The 24,281-nt window shown below is 50.2% G+C and carries 16 protein-coding genes; all 16 read left to right on the forward strand.

The window, feature by feature from the left end:
* Window positions 1-39: 39 nt before the first annotated feature.
* The 16 genes from CCC32_RS05270 (at window position 40) to CCC32_RS05345 (ending at window position 24,103) form a co-directional block, all read left to right on the forward strand.
* Complete coding sequence (locus tag CCC32_RS05270; protein WP_287072788.1) at window positions 40-864, forward strand: leucine-rich repeat domain-containing protein; 825 nt, start codon at window positions 40-42, stop codon at window positions 862-864.
* Between the two features lie 319 nt (window positions 865-1,183).
* Window positions 1,184-2,968, forward strand: coding sequence for a tetratricopeptide repeat protein (locus CCC32_RS05275; RefSeq protein ID WP_287072791.1), 1,785 nt, complete (start codon window positions 1,184-1,186; stop codon window positions 2,966-2,968).
* A 346-nt stretch (window positions 2,969-3,314) separates the two neighbouring features.
* Complete coding sequence (gene rnr, locus CCC32_RS05280; protein WP_287072793.1) at window positions 3,315-5,516, forward strand: ribonuclease R; 2,202 nt, start codon at window positions 3,315-3,317, stop codon at window positions 5,514-5,516.
* A 225-nt stretch (window positions 5,517-5,741) separates the two neighbouring features.
* Window positions 5,742-6,620, forward strand: coding sequence for a transketolase (locus CCC32_RS05285; RefSeq protein WP_262503192.1), 879 nt, complete (start codon window positions 5,742-5,744; stop codon window positions 6,618-6,620).
* A gap of 21 nt (window positions 6,621-6,641) precedes the next feature.
* Window positions 6,642-7,568, forward strand: coding sequence for a transketolase family protein (locus tag CCC32_RS05290; RefSeq protein WP_287072796.1), 927 nt, complete (start codon window positions 6,642-6,644; stop codon window positions 7,566-7,568).
* A gap of 8 nt (window positions 7,569-7,576) precedes the next feature.
* On the forward strand, window positions 7,577-9,064 hold the full coding sequence (gene glpK, locus CCC32_RS05295) for a glycerol kinase GlpK (protein WP_353756244.1): 1,488 nt from the start codon (window positions 7,577-7,579) through the stop codon (window positions 9,062-9,064).
* A gap of 48 nt (window positions 9,065-9,112) precedes the next feature.
* Window positions 9,113-10,540: an L-fucose/L-arabinose isomerase family protein gene (locus CCC32_RS05300; protein WP_022316326.1), complete on the forward strand. Its 1,428-nt coding sequence runs from the start codon at window positions 9,113-9,115 to the stop codon at window positions 10,538-10,540.
* Between the two features lie 257 nt (window positions 10,541-10,797).
* Window positions 10,798-12,390, forward strand: a complete 1,593-nt coding sequence (rpoN, locus tag CCC32_RS05305; protein WP_287072800.1) for an RNA polymerase factor sigma-54 — start codon at window positions 10,798-10,800, stop codon at window positions 12,388-12,390.
* Window positions 12,387-13,004 carry a hypothetical protein gene (locus CCC32_RS05310; protein ID WP_042520304.1) on the forward strand — a complete coding sequence of 206 codons (618 nt, stop codon included), beginning with the start codon at window positions 12,387-12,389 and terminating at the stop codon, window positions 13,002-13,004. Before rpoN ends, CCC32_RS05310 begins: the two co-directional genes overlap by 4 nt.
* Before the next feature lie 124 nt (window positions 13,005-13,128).
* Window positions 13,129-13,638 carry a 5-(carboxyamino)imidazole ribonucleotide mutase gene (gene purE, locus CCC32_RS05315; RefSeq protein ID WP_044065225.1) on the forward strand — a complete coding sequence of 170 codons (510 nt, stop codon included), beginning with the start codon at window positions 13,129-13,131 and terminating at the stop codon, window positions 13,636-13,638.
* A gap of 48 nt (window positions 13,639-13,686) precedes the next feature.
* Entirely contained in the window at window positions 13,687-15,624 is a 1,938-nt protein-coding gene (locus CCC32_RS05320) for a 4-hydroxy-3-methylbut-2-en-1-yl diphosphate synthase (RefSeq protein ID WP_287072804.1), read from the forward strand.
* Between the two features lie 78 nt (window positions 15,625-15,702).
* A complete protein-coding gene (locus CCC32_RS05325) occupies window positions 15,703-17,211 on the forward strand; it encodes a GH3 auxin-responsive promoter family protein (protein ID WP_022316321.1) in 1,509 nt (502 codons plus the stop codon).
* A gap of 99 nt (window positions 17,212-17,310) precedes the next feature.
* Window positions 17,311-19,377, forward strand: coding sequence for an Ig-like domain-containing protein (locus CCC32_RS05330; RefSeq protein WP_287072807.1), 2,067 nt, complete (start codon window positions 17,311-17,313; stop codon window positions 19,375-19,377).
* Between the two features lie 42 nt (window positions 19,378-19,419).
* Window positions 19,420-20,235, forward strand: coding sequence for a DUF3108 domain-containing protein (locus CCC32_RS05335; protein ID WP_044080700.1), 816 nt, complete (start codon window positions 19,420-19,422; stop codon window positions 20,233-20,235).
* A 920-nt stretch (window positions 20,236-21,155) separates the two neighbouring features.
* Window positions 21,156-22,208: a hypothetical protein gene (locus CCC32_RS05340; RefSeq protein ID WP_287072811.1), complete on the forward strand. Its 1,053-nt coding sequence runs from the start codon at window positions 21,156-21,158 to the stop codon at window positions 22,206-22,208.
* Window positions 22,209-23,593: 1,385 nt separating this feature from the next.
* The gene (locus CCC32_RS05345; protein WP_287072813.1) at window positions 23,594-24,103 is read left to right on the forward strand and encodes a low molecular weight protein-tyrosine-phosphatase; all 510 of its coding nucleotides are present in this window, start codon (window positions 23,594-23,596) and stop codon (window positions 24,101-24,103) included.
* Window positions 24,104-24,281: the final 178 nt, after the last annotated feature.

A 24,281-nucleotide genomic window follows, 5' to 3' on the forward strand; every position in this document is an offset into this window, starting at 1 on the left:
TCCATTTTTTAATCATTTAATTATAGAAAGGATAAAACTATGAAAAAAATCTTTTTATTGCTGTTCGTGCTTGCCAGTTCATTATGCATGAACGCACAGAACATAAAGTATGTGGAGTTGACGCAGGACGGCGTATTCACCCCCTCCCCGGTCAGCGACGAATGGAGAGATGTTGATTCTATTGTCGTGACAGGAACATTGGGAAACAAGAACTATTATCAACTCCGTGACCTTGCAGAGTATTTTGATCTGACAGGACTTAATCTGGAGAATTGCAAACTTGTGGATGACTGTATCGGTACAATGGCTTTCAAGCCACGCGTTCCAGCCGTATGCGTATTAGGAATAGGCGAAGATACTTGGAATTACGGATACGAGAGCATAAAGACGGAAGAGAGATATTACCGTGTCAATCTTAAGTATGTTACATTGCCGTATGGTCTGAAGAAGATATGCTATGGAGCTTTCTATTGCAACAATCTTGAAACCCTTGACCTTCCGGAAAGTGTTGAGTCAATCGAGTACATGGCCTTTGCCGGCTGCAGATATCTGAAATCATTCATTCTGCATGCTTCATCTCCAAGTGAAATCACCCTTGGTGAAAAAGTGTTTGAAGACATTTCCGAAGATGTTGTGCTCTACGTTCCCCAAGGCGCCAAGTCCGCTTTCGAGTCAGACGCGACCTGGGGCACAGCCTTCAAGACGATAAAGGAGTATGACGTTGCAGGAATACACAATGCTGTAATGACCTCAGATGCTGGGGCAGACAGGATTTTTACCCTTGACGGCAGGTATGTCGGTACCGACATCAATGCCCTGGCAAAGGGAATGTATATAGTCAACGGAAAGAAAATCTTGAAATAATCTGCATTGTTCGTCGTCAATGGAGTGAAGACAGAGACATACAAGCTGCAATGATGCAGTCAGAGCTTGTTTTATTTTGAATCACGTAAATTAAGTTAGATAGGGGAGAGGGAACTTGTCTTAAAAGTCAAGGGCCCTTCCCCTTTGTGCATTTCCCTCGTCATTAATTGTGATGAATTTAGAGCCGGGTGTATTAATAATGTTGAAAGTCTTTTTAGTGAACAGATTGTTATTATTATCTTTGCAGACGGCTTATCGGTAACTTCATTGCAGTGTCTGGGGATGAAGAGAATAGCAGTAAATAACAATATAAAATCCTATGAAATTTAGAGAGAATCTGTCGGTTAGGAGACGCTTTCTTTTAGTCGCCCTCTTGATTGTAGCTTTGATGGTCGTAGCTATGTCTTTGTTTCTTGTTCACAAGAGAAACGCTACACCTCGTGAGCTTGCCCATATAAACGCATTGTGTAGTAAGGATATACAAAGGGCAAAAACACTGTTTATTGCAGCCAAGAAGCGTGAGAAAACCTATGATGAGGATGGCAGATGGTTCTTGAAGTTTCTTTCTCTCAAACTTAAGGTGAAAGAAAACTCTGATTTTAAAGATGATAAAGAAGTCTTGGCACTCGTTGACCATTATGAAGGATATGGTGATGATGCTATGCTGTCGGATGTATATTATTGTGCGGGTTGCGTGTATCGCACATTGAATGACTACCCTAAAGCCGTAGAGTATTTCATGAAGATAGTAGGAGTGAACCATACCATAAAGGCTCCTACAGATATAGAAGCCCTTTGCTATTATCAATTGGCCTATATCTATTCTGTACAGGGGCTCGACAGCGAAGCTCTGAAATGGCAGAAGAAAGCCTTGCAGATACATGAGAGTCAAGGCGATCTCACACATTGTGTGTATGACTATAACAATATGGCATGGAGCTATATGGCATTAGGCTATAAGAACAAAGCTCTGAAGATGCTCCTCAAGGCCAGGGGCATGGCCCTGAAGATAGATGATGCAGCCCTATTGTCGGAGGTGGATGGTTTTCTCGCAAATTACTATAACGAGAATGGTCCTCTTACAGAAGCGAAGAAATTTATTGATTCTGCGCGTCGTAATGTTGGCAATGCCACACTCAGTTCCACATACTCCTTGTCTTTTGAAATCTATGACAAGCTCGGCCTGCGTGATTCTGCCGCTGTGTTTTGCAACAAGGTGCTACAACATGGGTCTGTATATGCCAAGCGTCATGCTTATTGGTGGCTAACGGTGCAAAGCCTGAAGAATGGTGATGCAGAAGGCGCTTTAGGTAACTTCGTTAGTTACAAGAACTATGTTGACTCTGTGGATATCGTTTCGCCACGTGATGCTTTGGCAAGTGCCAATGCCATGTATGACTACGAATTGAAAGAGAAGGAGAATCTGAAGCTAGAGATGCATCAGATGCGTCAGACGGTCTATATTATAGTTTCCGTGACCATTGCGATAATCATAGTCCTTTTGTCAATGTTGACATATTTCATTTTATGGCGGAGAAAACGCCTTCTTGAAACCCGTATGGAGATATTGAACAAGGCATTGGAAAGGGAACGTGAGCTGAAGGAAGAGGCTATTGCAGAAAAGGAGATGGAAATGGAGCAGATGCGTAGGCAACTTGCTGAGTCGAAAAGTGGAAAAATCGGCAATGAAGAACAGGTATTTGCCGTTGCTGACAGAAATGATGACATTCAGAAGAAGAAACTTATTGTTCGTTCCCGAAATCTGCGCGACAAAAAATTTCTTGAATCAGAGGTGTTCAAAAAACTGATGCTGGCAATTTCGGGAGGAGAGAATGTGAAGTTTGAAGACTGGGATGAGTTGTTCGCTACGGTGAATCGGATTTATCCAAGTTACAAGGATAATATAGCGAAATTCTGCCGTATGAGCGAGATACAGATGAAGGTGTGTGTGTTGCTGAAAATCGGTGTGAGCTTTTCTGACATTTCCGTCCTCGTAATCAGGTCGAAAGATACCGTTTATTCAATTTGTACCAGATTATATTTCAAGAATTTCAAGACCAAGGGAACAGCCAGCAAATGGGCTGAGCTGATGAGGTCGTTGTAGCTTGTTTCCTGTTAGACTGTATTCGTATTTTTATTGTTTGTTCGGGTTACACGACAAGTTGTATCTATATCAAGAGTCTATACCAGAAAAGTTTCCCCTCCCCGTTACCGATTACTAAAAAAACGTAACAAAGGCTTTACAATTATCCGGTTTTATAGACATCGAAAGAATATTTTTTGTAACTTCGCAAAAAGAACAATGCATACCCCTATGATATGCGCCACTCCCCGAAATGCAGGAAGCAGTGATGAAAACAATATTTGCCGCTTGATGATTGTCATGGAGGATGGATGAAAGCGTGTAGGATTGTTTTTTTATGATATTTGTAATATAAAACTTTACTATTATGGCAAAAGGTGGAAAAGGAAGAAAACGACTTAACAAGAAGCAGATTATAGATAAGCTCCAGGACTTCTTCTTGGAGAATCCCGAAAAGCAATATAGTTTCAAGGAAATATTCCGTGCGCTCCGTCTCGACACGCATCCCGCAAAGATGCTCGCCGTTGACGTGATGGAGGAAATGGCATGGGACGACTTCCTCGTCAGGAAAGGCGAAAGCGCCTATCAGCTCAACCAGAACGGACAGGTGCAGGAAGGCACCTTCCAGCGCAAGGCGAACGGCAAGAACACCATCGTTCCCGACGACGGTGCAGCCCCGATATTCGTGGCAGAGCGCAACTCTATGTTCGCCCTCACCGGCGACAAGGTGCAGTTCACCATCATGGCGCGCCGCAAGAACCACATCCGCGAAGCAATGGTGACAAAGATACTGCAGAGAGCCAAAGACACCTTCGTGGGCAAGCTCAGAGTGGAGAGAGACTTCGCCTTCCTCGTGTCAGACGGCAATATCTTCGTAAACGACGTCATAATCCCCAAGCGCAAGCTGAAGGGCGGAAAGACCAACGACAAGGCAGTGGTGAAGATCACCCAGTGGCCATCCAAGGAGAACAAGAGCATGATAGGCGAAGTGGTTGACGTGCTCGGCGAGACCGGCGACAACGATGTGGAGATGAACTCCATACTCGCTCAATACGGTCTGCCATACAAATATCCGAAGGCAGTGGAAGACGCTGCCAACAAGATAGACCCTACGATAACCGAGCAGGACTACAAGGAGAGAGAAGACTTCCGCGACGTCACCACCTTCACCATCGACCCACACGACGCCAAGGACTTCGACGACGCCCTCTCTATCCGCGAACTGTCGAAAGGCTTATGGGAAGTAGGAGTACATATCGCTGACGTGTCGCATTACGTCACCGAGGGGTCTATAATCGACAAGGAGGCAGTGAAGCGAGCCACAAGTATATACCTCGTAGACCGCACCATACCTATGCTGCCGGAGCGACTCTGCAACTTTATCTGTTCGCTACGCCCCGACGAGGAGAAGCTCACATACAGCGTGATATTCGACATGAACGAAGAGGGAGAGGTGTTGCGCTGGCGGCTCCATCACTGCGTGATAAAGAGCAACCGCCGTTTCTGCTACGAGGAAGTGCAGAAAATCCTTGAAGACAATGGAGTGGTGGACGGAACAGGACAGCCAGCACCGCCACCAGCCAAGGGAAAGACATATCAGGGAGAGTATGCCACGGAGCTCATAATGCTCGACCGCATAGCCAAGAAGCTGCGTGCCGCAAGGTTCAAACACGGTTCGGTGAAGTTCGACCGTGAGGAGCTGCGCTTCGACATCGACGAGAAGGGCAAGCCGACACGCTGCTACTTCAAGATTGCCAAAGACGCCAACAAACTCGTGGAGGAGTTCATGCTCCTCGCCAACCGCACCGTGGCAGAGAGCGTAGGAAAGGTGGCGAAGGGAAAGAAGCCGAAGACATTGCCATACCGTATCCACGACCAGCCCGACCCAACGAAGCTGGAGACATTGAGACAGTTTGTGGTGAAGTTCGGCTATAAGGTGAAGACCGACGGCACGAAGGGTGCCATCACCAAGAGTCTCAACACGCTGCTCGACGAATGCGCCGGCAAGAAGGAGCAGAAGGTGATAGAAACCGTGGCGCTGAGAGCCATGATGAAGGCAAAATACAGCATCCACAACATCGGCCACTACGGACTCGCCTTCGAGTATTACACCCACTTCACCAGTCCTATCCGCCGCTATCCCGACACTATGGTGCATCGCCTGCTCACACGCTATCAGGCAGGAGGACGCAGTGCCAACAAGGAGCACTACGAGGAACTGTGTGAACACTCCAGCGACATGGAGCAGATAGCACAGAACGCCGAGCGCGACAGTATAAAATACAAGATGGTGGAGTTTATGTCAGACAAGATAGGCAACACCTACGATGCCCACATCAGCGGACTCACCTCCTATGGCATCTATTGCGAAATCGACGAGAACCACTGCGAGGGAATGGTGTCGCTGAGAGACCTGAATGACGACTACTACGATTTCGACGAGCGCAACTACTGTCTTGTAGGCCGTCGCCACCACAACAGGTATCAGCTTGGCGACCCGATACGTGTGCAGGTGGCAAAGGCAAACCTGGAGAAGAAACAGCTCGACTTCGGAATCGCTGACGAGTAGACAGCTGCTCCGCTCAGTATAAACTATTGATAATCATATCGTCATTGGCAACCGGTACTCTTCCGTCATGAGAGAGTACAGGTTGCCAATTACTGTATCATAATGAGGCAGATACCGTTGCCCCGCATCATTCCCAACCGATATCAGCCGGCAGTATCAAACAAAATATCTCAAAAAATATGAGGCTCAAATCATACCAAGTTATTTTTTCACCGTCACTAAGGCATTACAAAAGAGTCCCATCCGCGTCTTGTATATAAAAAGAACAAAAAGAAGAAGATGGAAACAAAAGAACTCATAAAACAAGCCGAGATAAACCGCAGAAGGCTTATCGAAGTGGTCTACAATGCCAAGGCCGGACACATCGGCGGCGACCTGTCATGTCTCAATGTTATGACAGCACTCTATTTCGATATCATGAACGTCAGTCCAGCCGACGTGAAGAATCCCGACCGCGACCGTTTCGTTCTCAGTAAAGGACATTGCGTGGAAGCACTCTATGTCACCCTTGAGGCAAAGGGATTCCTGAAGAAGGAAATCACCGACACGCTCGGAAAGTTCGGTTCCATACTCAGCGGACACCCCACCATTGAAGTGCCGGGCATCGAAGTGAACACAGGAGCGCTGGGCCACGGACTCTCTATCGGAGTGGGTATGGCACTGGCTGCCAAGATGGACAAGAGAGACTACAAGACCTTTGTGATGATGGGCGACGGCGAGCAGGGCGAAGGCTCTATCTATGAGGCTGCCATGGCAGGACATCAGTATAAGCTCGACAACCTGGTGGCTATCATCGACCGCAACCATCTGCAGATAAGCGGCAACACCGAAGACGTGATGGCTATAGAAGACATCGCGGCACGCTGGACAGCCTTCGGATGGGACGTGAAACGCATGGACGGTGACGACATGGAAGACATCATGAAGACTTTTGCCGCCATCGACTATACCAACCACAAGCCACACCTCCTGATATCAAACACCACTAAGGGAAAGGGAGTGTCGTATATGGAGAATGTGGCAAAATGGCATCATGGCATGCCGAGCGAGGAACAGTATCGCCAGGCACTCAGCGAGATAGACGAAAGAATAAAGAACCTTTAATACACACATTGATATAGAACTATGATAGCTTGTAGAAAGAGTTTTACTGACACTTTGCTTGAATTGGCAAAGCAGGACAAGGATATTATTGCTGTAACGACAGACGCACGCGGTTCGGTGACGCTCAACGACTTCGCCGACCAGCTGCCGGAGCAGTTCGTTGAATGTGGTATCGCTGAGCAAGACGCCGTGGGAATAGCAGCCGGTCTGGCACACAGCGGAAAGAAGGTATTTGCCTGCGGACCGGCATGCTTCTATGTGGCACGCAGTCTGGAGCAGGTGAAAGTAGACCTTGCATACAGTGAGAATCCGGTGAAGATACTCGGTGTGAGCGGAGGAGTGGCATACGGAGCACTCGGAGCCACACACCACAGTCTGCACGACATCGCGGCATTGCGCACATTCCCGGGAATGAACATCGTGTTGCCATGCGACGCGCGCCAGACACGCAAGCTGGTGAAGCTGCTCGTGGATTTCCCACATCCTGTATACGTGAGAGTGGGACGTGCGGCAGTGCCCGACGTATATGAGAACGACGACTTCGACTTCCAGCTCGGCAAGGCAAACATGCTGCTCGACGGTAAAGACCTCACCATCATAGGATGCGGCGAGACCGTATACCACGCCCTTCAGGCAGGAAAGATGCTGAAGGAGCAGGGCATCAGTGTCCGTGTGCTCGACATGTCGTCGCTGAAACCTTTTGATGCCGAAGCCATCCGCAAGGCGGCAGAGGAGACAGGACGCATCATAACAGTGGAGGAGCACAGCCAGTTCGGCGGCCTCGGAGCCATCGTCACAGAGACGCTTTCGGAGAATCCGGTGCCCGTGCGCATCCTCGGCATACCAGACGAGAATGTGGTTCACGGTACCAACAAGGAGATTTTCGCCCACTACGGACTCGATGCCGACGGCATAGTGAAGGCAGCCAATGACTTTCTCAAGAAATGACAAGACAAATGGGTGATTATATCATAGCCATAGACCAGAGCACATCGGCAACAAAGGCGATGCTCTTCAATGACAGATGTGAGATGCTTCAGCGTGTCAACGTGGAGCACCACCAGTATTATCCCAAGGCTGGATGGGTGGAACACGATGCCGAAGAGATCTACGCCAATGTGATAGCTGCCGTGAAGCAGCTGATGAAGGATGCCGACATGGAGGCAAGCTACTCCATGGCAATCACCAACCAGAGGGAGACCGTGGTGGTGTGGGACAAGACCACCGGACATCCAGTATGCAATGCCGTGGTGTGGCAGTGCATGCGTGGCGTGGACATCTGCAACGAACTGAAGGCGCAGGGCTACGGACCGATGGTGATGGAGAAGAGCGGACTGCTCATCGACCCCTATTTCTCGGCGAGCGGAGTGAAATGGATTCTCGACAATGTGGAAGGTGCGAGAGAAAAGGCAGACCGTGGCGAACTGCTCATGGGAACGATGGACTCCTGGCTGATATGGAAACTCACCGGCGGGAAACGCCATGTCACCGACTATACCAACGCATCACGCACGATGCTGATGAATATACATACGCTGCAGTGGGACGACGACCTGCTAAGACTCTTCGGTATCCCTCGCAGCATGATGCCGGAACTGTTGCCATGCGACGGTGTGTTCGGCGATACTGTGGTGGAAGGACTCTTCCTGCAGCCTGTTGCCATTGCCGGAGTGCTCGGCGACTCCCATGGAGCGCTGGCAGGACAGATGTGTTTCGAGGCAGGACTCGGAAAGGCAACCTACGGCACGGGGTCGTCGGTGATGGTGAACATCGGCGAGAAGGCGGCGCCAGCCCCCGACGGACTCGTCACCTCTATCGGATTTGCCGCCCTCGGAAAGGTGTTCTATGCCTTTGAGGGAAACATACACAGTACGGGAGCCACACTGAAATGGCTGCAGGAACAGCTCAAGATGATTGACTCGCCAGCCGACGTGGAGCCTGAGGCGCTGTCGGTGGCAGACAATGGCGGCGTGTATTTCGTGCCGGCGTTTGCCGGACTCGGCGCACCATGGTGGAACGACAAGGTGAGGGCTGCTGTGATGGGTATGACGCTCGCCACTACGAGAGCGCATTTCCTGCGTGCCGCCCTGGAGTCGATAGCATATCAGGTGAACGACCTCGTGAAGGCGATGACGGTGAAGGCTGGCATAGACCTGAAGGAGATTCGTGTGGACGGAGGACCGACCAAGAACAGGTTCCTGATGCAGTTTCAGGCAGACTGTCTGAGAGTGCCGGTAAACTGTTCCGACGTTGAAGAGGCATCGGCATTGGGAGCCGTTGTCATGAACGGACTCTCTCGCGGCGTATGGAAGAGTTTCGATGAGGTGGCACGGTTGCACCGCAGCCGATGGACCGTATGTTCGCAGGACAACGAAGCTTGGATGGAGAAGAACATAGAGGGATGGCACAAGGCTGTGAGACAGCTCATCAATTCTCCCGAATGAAATAAACCTTCTACATGTAAAAAATAAGAAACAAAAGACAAGAACATTATGAAGAAGAACAAAAAACAGTGTTTCGGTGTCATCATCGGCACACGTGCATATTTCAACTCTGAGCTTGCCAGAGACGTGCGCAAGCAGTTGCTGAAGACTTTGGACGCCGAGGGCTACGACTATGTGATACTCCCTGAAGATGCCACTCCTACGGGAAGCAGCAGCATAGAGACAAGAGAGGACGGACTGAAATGTGCGGAGCTGTTCCGCCAGAACCGTGACCGCATCGACGGCATCATCGTGTCGTTGCCTAACTTCGGTTTCGAGATCGGCATCATAAACGCAATCAGTGTTGCCGACCTGCATGTGCCGGTTCTCGTGCAGGCTTGCGACGACGAGAACGACAAGGTGGACCTAGACAGCCGTAGAGACGCATTCTGCGGAAAAATCTCAGTATGCAACAACCTATACCAGTATGGCATCCCATTCACAGACACCACTCTGCATACATACTCAATATATTCCGACCTGTTGGCAAAAGACATTAACCGCTTCGCTGCCGTATGCCGCGTGGTGAACGGACTGAAGCATGCCCGCATCGGTCAGATAGGAACTCGTCCGTTGGGCTTCAACACCTGTCGTGCGAGTGAGAAACTGCTGCAGGCATCGGGCATCACTGTGGTGCCGGCAGACTTGAGCGAGATTCTATATGCCGCAGAGGCGATAGAAGACAGCGACACCGACCTGCTCCGCCAGATGGAGAAGGTGGCAGGATATGCCGAGGTGCCTGAATCATACAGGGAGAAACTGCGTCTGCAGTGCAAGTTCGGCGTTGCCGTAAACCGTTGGGTTGAGGCAAACCAGGTGGATGCCGTGGCGATACAGTGTTGGGACTCGCTGGAGCAGAACTTCGGTTGTGCTGCCTGCGTCACCATGAGTATGCTCAGCGAGGCTGGCATACCGGCAGCCTGTGAGACCGACATTGCCGGTGCCGTGTCTATGCTCGCATTGACGCTGGCATCCAAAGAACCGTCGGCAATCGCCGACTGGAACAACAACTTTGCAGAAAACCGCAACAAGTGTGTATGCACCCACTGCGGAAACTTCCCTAAATCGTTCATCGGCAACGACAACCTGCGCCTTGGCCCGCTTGGCGTGCTCGGCCGCACGCTCGGCAAGATTAACACCTTCGGTGCCGTTTACGCCAAGGTTAGCGCCGGCGACTTCACCTTCTTCCGTATCTCTACCGACGATACAAAGGGAATGATAAAGGCATACGTGGGAGAGGGAAAGATGACCGACGATCCATACGGCATGGATGGCTGCATCGTTGTCACCGAGGTGCCTGAACTGCAGAAGCTGATGAAGTATATCTGCAAGAACGGTTTCGAACACCATGTGGCACTCGTGCGTGCTGATGTGGCAGGTGTCATCGAGGAGGCTCTCGACAGCTATCTCGGCTGGGATCTTTATGTGCATGAATAACACATACACACTGCAATAATAAATACATTTTTCATAGATGATTAAAAACGAAGAGGGGATGTTCCATGTGAATGGCGCATCCCTTCGCCTTTTTTCACCTGTCTGGTAGAATGTCTGGATATTATGACCATTTGCCGCTTATTTGTGCATAAAAGTAAACCGGGTTATTCCATTTCGGATAATTAAAACACTCTATAACGCAATTTTAAAGATAGACTGATGATAATAACGAATAAAATACTTAATTTTGCACCGTTATGTCACAGAAGCTAATTCAAAGTCAGGAGCAGAAGACTGTTCAGGTGCAGCGACTCACGCAGCAGCAGATGCTTGCGGTGAAGATGCTGGAGATGCCGCTTACCGAACTGGAGCAGAGCATACAGGCAGAGATTGACGATAATCCCGCCATGGAAAGCTCTTCGCCGGATGATGCGGCATTTGCCGGAGATTCTGAAATGGAGTCTGCCGACACTTCGGCGTTTGCCACCAAGGAAACCCCGTCTGCCGGTAATGAAGCGTCAGCATCCGCCGGCGACAGCGACGACACCGTAGACGAGGCAGCCGCGGCTTTCGATGCGGCGACAGAAAGGGAGGAGAGGGCTTCGGCACTCGACGACGCACTGTCGAACATCGGTATGGACGACCGTATGCCAGATGCCGACTATCCGTCATACTACGGCAATGCCGACTCTGCCGACTATGAGGAGATGGTATATGGCGAGCAGGCTTCTTTCTACGACAAACTGAAGGAGCAGATGGTTGACGTAGACCTCGACGACCGTCAGAGGGAGATAATGGAATATGTGATAGGGTCGCTCGATGGCGACGGACTGCTGAGGAAGTCTGCCGACAGCATCTCAGACGAGCTTGCCATCTATCATAACATATACTGCACGGAGGAGGATGTTAAGAACGTCATCACCCTGCTGCAGACTTTCGATCCTGCCGGCATAGGAGCTTCCGACCTGCGCGAATGCCTGCTGCTGCAGATCAGAAGGCGGCCCGACACTGAAATCACACGACTGATGCTAAAGGTCGTCGACAGGTATTTCGATGAGTTCATGAACAAGCATTGGGACAAGATAGTGAAGCAGCTGAACATTCCCCCCACTACCGCCGACGCCGTGTATTCAGAACTCCTCCGCTTGAATCCCAAGCCGGGGGCATCGCTCGGCGAGACCGAAGGAAGAAACATGCAGCAGATAACGCCAGACTTCATAGTGGATACCGCCGACGACGGCACCGTGACATTCTCCATCAACAGCGGCCATGTGCCAAACCTGTATGTCTCGCCCTCGTTCACCGAACTGCTCAAGGGCTACAAGGCAAACAAGGCGTCGATGTCGCGACGCGACAAGGAGGCGCTGCTCTATGCCAAGGAGAAAGTGGAACGGGCACAGGGATTCATCGACGCCGTGAAGCAGAGGCAGCACACCATGTATGTCACCATGAAGGCGATAATCGACATACAGCGCAAATACTTCCAGGACGGCGATGAGAGCGACATGAAACCCATGATACTCAAGGATGTGGCAGACCGCACGGGTCTCGACATATCCACGATATCGAGAGTGAGCAACATGAAGTATGCTCAGACACGCTGGGGTACGTTCAAGCTCCGCCATTTCTTCAGCGACGGAATAAAGACAGAGGACGGCGAGGAGCTGTCCACACGCAAGATAAAATTGGCATTGAGGGAGGTAATCGACGGGGAAGACAAGTCGAAACCCTATTCAGACGATGCCCTCACGAAGGTACTCGCCCAAAAAGGCTGTCCGGTAGCACGGCGAACGATAGCGAAATACAGGGAACAATTGGGAATACCGGTAGCAAGACTCAGAAAGAAATGAATGTAAGAAACATCATAAGGCTGGCAAAAGGGGTGAGCCTCTTTTCCTCGCCGTTCTATCTGCCCGTCATAGGGTTGGCTGTTCTGTTCACGTTCAGCTATCTCAACCGCATGCCCTTGGGATACAAGCTCTTCGTGCTTTTCATAGCCTACATCTTCACGATACTGTTGCCGGTATCGCTCATCAAACTATACCATCGCTACCACGGATGGACACTCTTCGAACTTGGTGCCAGGGAGCAGCGTGTGATACCCTATCTCGTGTCGATACTCTGCTATTTCTTGTGCTATTACGTCATGATTTTCTATCATGTGCCGCATCTGATGGGCAGCATTGTGGTGGCGGCGCTTGTGGTGCAGATAGTATGTGCAATAGTGAACATGTGGTGGAAGATTTCCGTACACATGGCGGCGATGGGGGCAATGGCAGGAGCCTTGGCGGCATTCGGATTCAAGTTCATGTTCAATCCCGTGTGGTGGCTCTGCGGACAGTTTCTGCTCTCGGGCATGGTGGGCAGTGCGAGAATGATTCTCCGCCAGCACAATCTCCGCCAGCTCTACATCGGCTTCATAGTGGGAGTGTTGGTGGGATTCTTCACGGTGATATTCGTATGACACGCCTCAGTCTCTTTCTGAGGCAGAGTCTTTGATGCACCAGCAGCATTTCTCATCCGACGCTGTTCTCATGGGGATGTCTGGAAAATAAATTTGATAAGGACAACGATAAAAACATAAAGATATGAAACCATTAGTAAGTATTATAATGGGCAGCACCAGCGATCTGCCTGTGATGGAAAAAGCGATGAAGTTCCTGGATGATATGGAAGTGCCTTTCGAGGTCAATGCCCTCTCTGCACACCGCACTCCGGATGCCGTGGAGAAATTTGCCAAGGATGCGGCAGGACGCGGACTGAAGGTCATCATCGCCGGTGCCGGAATGGCTGCCGCACTGCCGGGAGTCATCGCAGCATCAACCACACTTCCGGTTATCGGAGTGCCTATCAAGGGTAGTGCCTTCGACGGTATGGACGCCATGCTCAGCATCATACAGATGCCTCCTGGCATACCTGTTGCCACGGTGGGAGTGAATGGTGCGATGAATGCCGCCATCCTTGCCGTAGAGATAATGGCTCTTGCCGACGCTTCTCTCGCAGAGAAGATGAAGAACTACAAGGATGGTCTGGGTGCCAAGATAGAGAAGGCAAACAAGGATCTTGCCGAGGTGAAATATAACTTCAAGACTAATTGATTTTCCCGTTTCGGGTCTAACCCCGAATCGTTAAAATTCATAATCCCAATGGATATCAAGAATAATCATAGCCAGAATCCCCATGCATGTGCAGGAGTAGGATGTGACACTGACGGATGGAGCGGTCTTTTCAACTACTCCCGCCGTGAAGCCCATGAGGTGAATGTCGGCGACACACCGCTTGGTGGCGACAATCCCATCCGTGTGCAGTCTATGACCACCACTCCCACTGCCGACACCGAGGCATGTGTGGATCAGGCAAAACGTATCATTGAGGCTGGCGGAGAATACGTGCGTCTCACCACTCAGGGAGTGAGAGAGGCAGAGAATCTCAAGAACATCAACGCCCGTCTCCGTGAGGAGGGCATCACTACGCCGCTCGTTGCCGACGTGCATTTCAATCCTCATGTAGCCGATGTAGCGGCGCTGTATGCAGAGAAGGTGCGTGTAAATCCCGGAAACTATGTTGACCCGGCGCGCACATTCAAGAAACTGGAATATACCGACGAGGAATATGCCGAGGAACTGAAGAAGATAGAGAAGCAGTTCGTGCCGTTTCTCAATATCTGCCGTGAGCACCACACTGCCGTGCGCATCGGAGTGAACCACGGTTCGCTCTCCGACCGCATCATGTCTCGCTATGGTGACACGCCGGCAGGCATCGTGGAGAGCTGCATGGAGTTTCTGCGCATCTGCAAGCGTGAAGACTTCAAGGATGTAGTGATCTCCATCAAGGCAAGCAACACGGTGGTAATGGTGGAGTCTGTACGTTTGTTGGTTGACACCATGCGCCGTGAGCAGATGGACTATCCGCTGCATCTGGGAGTGACAGAGGCTGGCGAAGGCGAGGATGGAAGGATAAAGAGTGCCGTGGGTATCGGAGCGCTGCTTGCCGACGGTATCGGCGACACCATACGAGTATCGCTCAGCGAGGAGCCGGAGGCTGAGATTCCTGTGGCGCGCCATCTCGTGGACTATATCACGAAGCGTGCCGGCCATACGCTTATCCCAGGCCGGGTATACGACAAGTTCAACTGGGTATCTCCTGAGCGCCGCACCACTGTTCCCGTGGAGAATATCGGCGGCGACAACCTGCCTGTGGTGATAAGCAGCAGAATCCATGGCGATGAGGCTCCGGCAGCAAATGCCAACCCCGACCTCACCCCCGACTATCTTTATATGGGAGCGAAACTCCCGGAGAACAAGGTGGAAGGTCAGAAGTATATCGTTGACTTCAATGTCTACGCACAGATTTCAGGGGAGCAGCGCCACAACGTGTTCCCGATATTCCCATACAATGCCATCCCGTTCCTGAGCGGAGTGGAAGCGCCGCTCAAGTTCCTTGTGTTGCCATACGGAGCGCCGAGCGCCGAATATATCCCATGCCTGAAGGCGCATCCGGAGATTGTCGTCATCAGCGTGAGCAACAATGTGAACCGCCTTGGCGAGCAGCGTGCTCTCGTGCATGAACTTATGACTGAGGGCGTGGCAAATCCAGTGGTGTTCTGCCAGATGTATTCCCACAGTCAGGAGGAGAAAGGCGACTTCCAGCTTGAGGCGGCAGCCGACATGGGTGCTCTGATGTTCGACGGACTCACCGACGGTGTGTGGCTCATGAACAACGGTACTCTCTCTGATGCCGACATCGACGCCACGGCATTCGGAATTCTCCAGGCAGCCCGCCTGCGCACCACCAAGACGGAGTATATCTCTTGTCCCGGTTGCGGAAGGACTCTCTACGACCTTCGTGCCACCATCGCCCGCATCAAGGAGGCTACAAAAGACATGAAGGGACTGAAGATCGGCATCATGGGATGCATCGTGAACGGTCCCGGCGAGATGGCAGATGCCGACTACGGTTATGTGGGAGCCGGCAGGGGCAAGATTTCCCTGTATCGCCGCAAGGAGTGTGTGGAGAAGAATATACCCGAAGAAGAGGCAGTGGAGAAGCTCCTGCAGCTTATCAGAAGCGACATAAAGGAATAATGCGATGATGCTTTCCTTTTTGCGGGAGGGCGACAACTCTTCCCGCATGCCTCAAACGACAACTATATACAGATTATAATGAGTTTAACAAAGATAATACGAGGAGCGTTCGTCTCCCGTCAGAAGGAGATAGAGCGATACGACAAGGAGGCAGAGGCACTGCAGATGGAAGTGCTCCACTATCTCATGAGCAATGCCAAGCACACCGAGTATGGACGCAAGTATTCCTTCGGAGCCGTAGGCTCATACTCTGATTACGCCAGTCATGTTCCGGTGAACACCTACGAGGAACTCAAGGGCTACATCGACCGTATGCGCCACGGCGAGTGCGACCTGTTGTGGAAAGGAAGCGTGAAATGGTATGCCAAATCCTCTGGCACCACCAACGACAAGAGCAAGTTCATACCCGTTAGCCACGACGGTCTGCAGCATGTGCATTATGCCGGAGGCAAGGATGCCGTGGCTCTGTATCTGCGCAACAATCCCGACAGCCGCCTCTTCGACGGCAAGAGCCTTATCCTTGGCGGAAGCCACTCGCCCAACTATGGCGTGGCAGACTCGCTTGTGGGCGACCTCAGTGCTATCCTCATAGAGAACATCAATCCGCTTGCCAACCTCGTACGTGTGCCCAAGAAAGCCACGGCTCTCCTTTCTGACTTCGAGATAAAGCGCGACCGCATAGCCAGGGAGACGATAAACAAAAACGTGACGAACATCAGCGGTGTGCCGTCGTGGATGCTCTCCGTGCTCACCAGAGTGATGGAGCTCACCGGCAAGAAGCATCTTGAGGAGGTGTGGCCGAATCTTGAGGTGTTCTTCCATGGCGGTGTGGCGTTCACTCCATACCGCAAGCAGTATGAACAGCTCATCACCTCGCCAAACATGCACTATATGGAGACATACAATGCCAGCGAGGGATTCTTCGGACTGCAAGACGACCCTGCCGACAAGTCGATGCTCCTGATGATAGACTATGGTGTGTTCTATGAATTCATCCCTATGGACGAGTTCGACAAGGAGAACCCTACCGTCGTGCCGCTCTGGGGAGTGGAGACAAACAAGAACTATGCGATGCTCATCTCCACCTCGTGCGGACTGTGGAGATATGTCATCGGCGACACCGTGAGCTTCACGTCCACAAATCCGTACAAGTTTGTCATCACCGGCCGCACCAAGCATTTCATCAATGCCTTCGGTGAGGAGCTCATCGTAGACAATGCGGAGAAGGGGCTCGCATACGCCTGTGAGCAGACAGGAGCCGAGGTGCTGGAATATACCGCCGCTCCGGTATTTATGGACGACAATGCCAAATGCCGCCATCAGTGGCTGATAGAATTCTCCAAGGAGCCTGCCGACCTCGACAAGTTCACGGAGCTGCTCGACAAGAAGCTGCAGGAGATAAACAGCGACTACGAGGCGAAACGCTACAAGAACATCACGCTGCAGCATCTGGAGATAGTGAAGGCGCGCAAAGACCTTTTCAACGACTGGCTCAAGTCGAAGGGAAAGCTCGGCGGACAGCATAAGGTGCCGCGCCTGAGCAACAGCCGCAAGCACATCGACGAACTGCTGAAGATGAACGGCTGACGCATGCTCCGTCTTCCACAGGCATGGCATCTTCGGGATGAAGACAAGACCTGTGTGGCAGCGGCGCAATGAGCACAAACAATGACACATATTATATATATGATATACAGAAGAGCAAACGACTTTTTGAGAAATACCATTCTGCATTCCTTCTCTCTTGAGAAACAGGGATGGCTGCCGGCATGCCTGGTCTTGCTGGCCCTCACATCGCTGCTCTCGTCTTGTGCAAAGATGGGACAGCCCGACGGGGGATGGTTCGACGAGACGCCTCCACGCATCATCGGCTGCACTCCGGCCGACAAGGGAGTGGGGGTGAAGGCGAAGAAAATATCCATCCTCTTCGATGAGTTCATCCAGGTGGACAATCCCACGGAGAAAGTGGTGGTGTCGCCGCCACAGCTCGAAACGCCGGAGATAAAGGGTGCCGGAAAGAAGATTGTGGTGGAACTGAAAGACTCGCTGAAGCCCAACACCACCTATACCATCGACTTCTCTGATGCCATCTCCGACATGAACGAGGGCAATCCTCTGGGCAACTACACCTACAGTTTCTCCACCAGCGACCACATCGACACGCTTGAGGTGGCAGGAAACGTGGTCGACGCCCAGAATCTGGAACCGGTGAAGGGTATCCTCGTGGGTCTCTATGCCGTTGGCGATGAGGCTCTCACCGAGGGTAACCTGCTGAAAGGCTATAATGCCGCCGCCGACGGAAAGTCGCTCGACCCCTTCCTTTCGCAGCCTCTGCTCCGCGTTTCGCGCACCGACAGTCGCGGACGCTTCGTGGTGCGTGGCGTGGCTCCCGGCAGATACCGGGTGGTGGCGCTACAGGATGCCGATGGCAACTACTTCTTCAGTCAGAAGAGCGAGATGATAGCATTCTCGGATGATGTAATAGAACCGAAATTCACGGGAGCAGTACGCCAGGACACCATCTGGCGCGACTCTCTGCATATCGACTCCATCCGTTCCGTAGGATATACGCGGTTCATCCCCGACGACATCGTGCTGAGGGCATTCACAGAGACACAGACCGACCGCTTCTTCCTGAAGGTGGAGCGCAAGGATCCTCGTCTCTTCACCGTTTTCTTCAGCGGTGGTGATGCAAACCTGCCTGTGGTGAAGGGACTGAACTTCAACAGCGACGATGCTTTCATAGTGGAACACTCGCTGCTGAACGATACCGTGAGCTATTGGCTGCGCGACACGGCGCTCGTAAACCAGGACACGCTGACTCTGCAACTATCGTATATGGCTACCGATACGCTCGGCAATCTCTCCCTCACCACCGACACGCTGGATGTGCTCTCCAAGGTGTCGTATGAAAAGCGGCAGAAAGACCGTGAGCGGAAATATGAGGAATGGAAAAAGCAGCAGGACAAGGCGAAGAAGCGTGGCAAGGAATACCAGGAGCAGATGCCTATCGAACTGCTGGAACCTAAATACAACGTTGCCACATATCTCGACCCGGACAGGAACATCACTGTGGAGATGCCTACGCCGTTGGCACGTATCGACACCTCGATGATTCATCTCTATGCCCGTCACGACACGCTGTGGTATCGCTCCAAGTTCATTTTCAGAGAGCGGAAGAACGTGGCGCGCTCGTATGAGCTGATAGGGGAGTGGAGGCCAGGCGTGGAATACAGTCTGGAAATCGATTCCACTGCATTCGTTGACATCTACGGAGCGCCGTCGCCGGAATACAAACAGGGATTCAAGGTGAAGCCGGAAGACGAATACGGCACGCTGCTCGTCAATATCAGCGCTCCTGACGACACGCTGCCAATGGTGGCGCAGCTGCTCGACGCCAACGACAAACCGGTGAAGGCGGTGGCAGTGAGTGGCGGAGTGGCTGAATTCTTCTATGTCAACCCCGGCACGTATTATCTGAGGATGTTCACAGACGGCAACGGCAACGGCGAATGGGACACGGGGTCTTATGCCGACGGCAGACAGGCTGAGGCTACATACTATTATCCGGAGAGTATAGAATGCAAGGCGAAATGGGACATCACCCTCTCGTGGACTCCCGACTCCCGTGATGCTGCCCACCAGAAACCGTATGCCATCACCAAGCAGAAGCCGGAACAGGACAAGACCATCAAGCGCCGCAACGCTGAAAGGGCTAAGAAGCTCGGCATCAGCTACGACGGCAGACAGTGAGTGGAATCTCGATAGACACAACTTATTAACAACATTATCATCATGAAAAGATTTCGTCGAATAATGATAGTCGTGGCAATGGTCATGGCATCATGCACAATGGCATCGGCGCAGTGCTCGTTTCGCAACACAGCATTCAAGGCGGGCGAGTTCCTGTCATACAACCTCTACTATAACTGGAAATTCGTATGGGTAAAGGCCGGCACCGCCAGTATGTATACCGTAGAGAGCACATACAAGGGAAAGAGTGCCTATAGGTCGAGCCTCACCACAAGGGGCAACAACAAGGTAGACAATATGTTCGTGCTTCGCGACACGCTGCTCTGCTACTCTTCAAAGGAACTCGAACCGCTGTATTTCAGAAAGGGAGCACGTGAAGGAAAGCGGTATACCGTAGACGAGGTGTTCTACTCCTATCCCGGCGGCAAACCGCATCTGCGCTGCCATCGTCAGCGCAACGACGGTTCTCACTTATGGAAGAACCTCACTCCCGGTAACTGTGTGTTCGACATGATGAACATCTTCATGAGGGCACGCTCCTTCAGTTCGGCAAACTGGAAGAAGGGTCATGTCGTAGACTTCCCTATTGCCGACGGCAAGGGCACCACACCGGCTCGTCTGCGTTTCAACGGCACTACAAAGGTGAAGGCAGACAACGGCAAGAAATACCGCTGCGTGGAGCTCTCGTATCTGGAGTATGAGGACAGGAAATGGAAGGAGATAGTGCGCTTCTACGTCACCGACGACCAGAACCACGTGCCTATCCGTCTCGACATGTTCCTCAAGTTCGGCAGTGCGAAAGCATTCCTCACCAGCATGAAGGGTGTGAGAAACCCCATCTCTTCGCTTGTGAAATGACAGGCTGAAGATGCCTTGTACTGACATACAGGCGATTATCAGACAGCTAAGAGTAATTGTCCCTCCCCTACGGGGGAGGTTAGGTGGGGGCTGAAGTTATAGACAAAGTAGACAGTCTATACCTTGCTGATGTCATAGGCAGTGTTTCTTCGGTTATTGTCATTAGCCCCTTCTCGTTCTCCCCCGTTGGACAACCCATCCTAGCCTTCCTAAAGGGAAGGAACAAGTTACTCAGTATATTACCATCAGCCCCCACCTAGCCTCCCCCGAAGGGGAGGGACGATTACTATTACTATTGATAACCCTTTGATAATCTGATAACTACAAACGATAATCATGCAGCCAATGGTATCTGTCCCTCCCCTCCGGGGGAGGCTAGGTGGGGGCTGATGTGTTTAAATTTTTGTCCATCGCCGCAGGCGGATGCACGCATTATTCTCACTGATATATTTATTCTGCATTTTCATCTGAAAAAAGCATGGGTATTGTCTTTACACTCTATTATTTTTAATAAAATCCATCATATATGTTGCGATATTTAGGTTTCGTTAGTTTTTCCTAAAAAATGTTCTATTTTTGAACTATTGTGGATTCAATGTTTAACCCAAATCGGTCATTAGGGCTTGCATGGATTTTGTTTTTTAGAAGAGTGGATTTTGTTTGGCTTTTAATGAGTAATAGCGGGCTATTGCGAATTAAAAACGAGCAAAAGACGCCTTATAAAAAGCAAAAGACTGCAAGCAGTTATTAAAATTATACATTAAACGGCCTAATGACCGATTTGGGTTTAATACATATCTTTGCAGCCGAAGGGTAATTAAAATGTTAACCTTTCAGATGAGAACAAAAAACGGCAAAATGAGTGAAATGATGCCACATAATTAACTTACCTATTATCAATAACGAAAAAACAAAAAACTATGAAAAGAAACTTCATTTATTCATTTTTCATCGCACTCGCTTGCTTGGGCTTCGTTGCCTGCGACAGCGATGACAACGACCAGACCAAGATTTTGCCTGAAGGATCTAAGCCTTCTACAAAGTTCACTGTAGGCAACTGCGAGGATGAGCAGAATGCAAAGGACGCCATAAAGTTGGATGTCAAGACATGGGGTGACGGAAAGACCGACAAGGAGTTCGTGTCTGTCGAACTGTTTGGCGACGGCCATTTCCTTATCACCACTCCTAATGCCCTCACCGCTCAGAAGCGTGCTGCCGACGGTCCACGCAAGGCTGGCTCTATCCTGAAGAGAAGCAACAAGTCGCCGCTGCTGGCGCGTGTTGGTGAAAACAACGGTACCGACAACATCGACAACGGTCTGTATATATATGGTACATACACACGCGTGAAAGACGGAGTGTATAAGTTGAGCAACAACACGATGATTGAAATCAAGGACGGTGCTGTCAAGGGTACGGCAACCGTTACCTACACCAACCGCTATGGTGTGAGCATCACTATTGTTGTGTCTGTCGACTACAACTACCAGCTGGATGCTGCCATGCGCCAGCTCTGCCGTTCGTGGAAATTCGACGAATCTGAGGTTTGGCTCTATGCTGACGACTTCTGCTTCGGATACGGCAAGCAGTGGATGACATTCGGCAGAGTGCAGCAGGAAATCACTCTTGCGCCTGAGGCTAAGAAGTGGGGATTTGATGAGGATGACGTTCTCGAAACTGACGACTGCTGCAAACGCATCGTATTCTCGCCTTGCGGTAGATACATCTGCTTCTTTGCTGACCACGATATTGAAGTGGGTCGCTGGGAATGGAAAGACATTAAGAACGGTGTGTTGCGCCTGTGGGAGCCTGTTGACCTTGACGACGACGATGATGACGATGACGACTGGGCTGACGTGACAGTGCGCTTCGACGGCAATCAGATGCATCTATACCAGGACTATATGGACAAGGAGGACGGTGTCAAGTTCCGCGTTCTGGGTGTAAGCACTTTCACTGCAAGATATTATTGATATCTTAGTTTGTAGCGCATGCCGTGATAGTGGCATGTAGAGGATATAGGGTGTGTCAAGGCTCGTGACAGCGAGTTTTGGCACACTTTCTTATTTGCTATATTTTATAACTGCCGTTTTACTATCTGACAAGTTTGTCGTACTTGCATTGAAAGTGAAAGACTGCAAGAAGTCATGAAAAAATAATGTAAACGTCCTAATGACCGATTGGGGGTAATCCTTGTTTTTCGAGGTGTCAGACTTATGGGCATAAAAAAAGGGGCTCCGCTGAGTCCCAATCTTTGTTAACCTTAAATCTAATACTATGAAAAACACGATGCAAAGGTATGGATTTTTTGTAAAGTTGCAATACCAAACGGATATTTTTTGCATTTTCCTCAATCATTATTGACGTATGTCAATAGGGTTGTGTGCGAGAACAATTTTTTTGTTTGGTAAACAAGTTGTCGGGTATATTTTCAAGCAAGCTTGTTGTTATGTCTTCGGTTTTAGATAAAATCCTCCCGTTCGGAAATGTGAATGCATTCCCATTTCTCTCATTTGCCCGGATTTTTGCATTATCTTTAGATAACCCTTTGGTGGAATTAATTTGGTCGATATGATCAAAAGTTTCCCATATCGCTGATTCTCAGTAAAAACGAGAATTTCTGAAAAACTGTCAGATTGTCTGGTTTTTTATCGTAATATTCTGGCAATCAGACCGTTGGCTGCCAGGCAACTGTCAGCCTATTGTCTGGATGGTTTGCTGATGAAAAGAGAATTGTCAGATGAAAAGAATTATCAGATGAAAGGAATTAAGACGACAGGAATTGCATGCGCTGGCAGAATTCTGAAAACAGGGATATGGGTGTTGCAACATTAACTTATTGGGCAGACGTCTGACAGCAAATCTGCCCAACAGGGGCAAGCACGTTGCCCATGATGGGCAAGCACGTTGCCCCAGTTGGGCAAGCATCGTGCCCATTTTAATACAAACTGACATTAGGATTAAGTGTGCGCTAATCTAATTCCGCCAACGGGTTTAGATAAGATAAGCTGCGGCTCGGCATAAGAAATGAATGGATTCATTTCGTTCTGCTCTCGCCTTGCATTATCTTTAGATAAGATAAGCTGCGGCTCGGCATAAGAAATAAATATATTTATTTCGTTCTGCTCTCGCCTTGCATTATCTTTAGATAAGATAAGCTGCGGCTCGGCATAAGAAATAAATATATTTATTTCGTTCTGCTCTCGCCTTGCATTATCTTTAGATAAGATAAGCTGCGGCTCGGCATAAGAAATAAATACATTTATTTCGTTCTGCTCTCGCCTTGCATTATCTTTGCACCTGATTATTAACCGTTGCTGAGCGGTGACGCTGGCGACACATTATTATAAATGATATTATGTTTGGAGAAGAAAGAAAGAACCCGCTGAAGAAATATCTTCTGTTTGTATGTCTTGGCAATATCTGCCGGTCGCCGGCTGCCGAGGGAGTGATGAAGAGTATTGTGGCTGACGACCCCAGACTCGACGGTTTCGTGGAAATAGACTCCGCCGGCATAGGAGCCTGGCATACGGGACAGTTGCCCGATAGCAGGATGAGGAAATGTGGCGCCAGCCGGGGATATGACTTCAGCAGCAGGGCACGACAGGTGAAGCCTCAGGATTTCGACCGCTTCGATTATGTCTTCGCTATGGATCATGAGAATATTGCCGACCTCAATGGTGTGGCGCGCAATGCTGCCGACAGGAAGAAAATCCTTTGTCTTGCAGATTATCTCACCGACCACAGGGATTACCACACCGTGCCAGACCCATATTATGGGACGCAAAAGGATTTTGAAATTGCTCTCGACCTTATAGAGGATGCTTGTAAGGAGGTGGCGCGCCTTTTGGCAGAGGAGAAACTTTAGCAAAAAACGGTCATCAGGCTGTTTTTATGTAATACCGAGTATTCAATGCTTCACTCTTTTCTTTATCTTTGTCGTTTTGTCTCGCATATCGAAACAAATGTTACAAAATGTAAGGATAAAGTAAAAAGTGAAGCTTTTTATGTTACATTCCTTGATGTATGTCAAAGAAATCAATAAG

Origin of the sequence: Prevotella sp. LMAG:51 (assembly GCF_008680225.1) — a bacterium.
In the GTDB taxonomy this organism is placed as follows: domain Bacteria; phylum Bacteroidota; class Bacteroidia; order Bacteroidales; family Bacteroidaceae; genus Prevotella; species Prevotella pectinovora.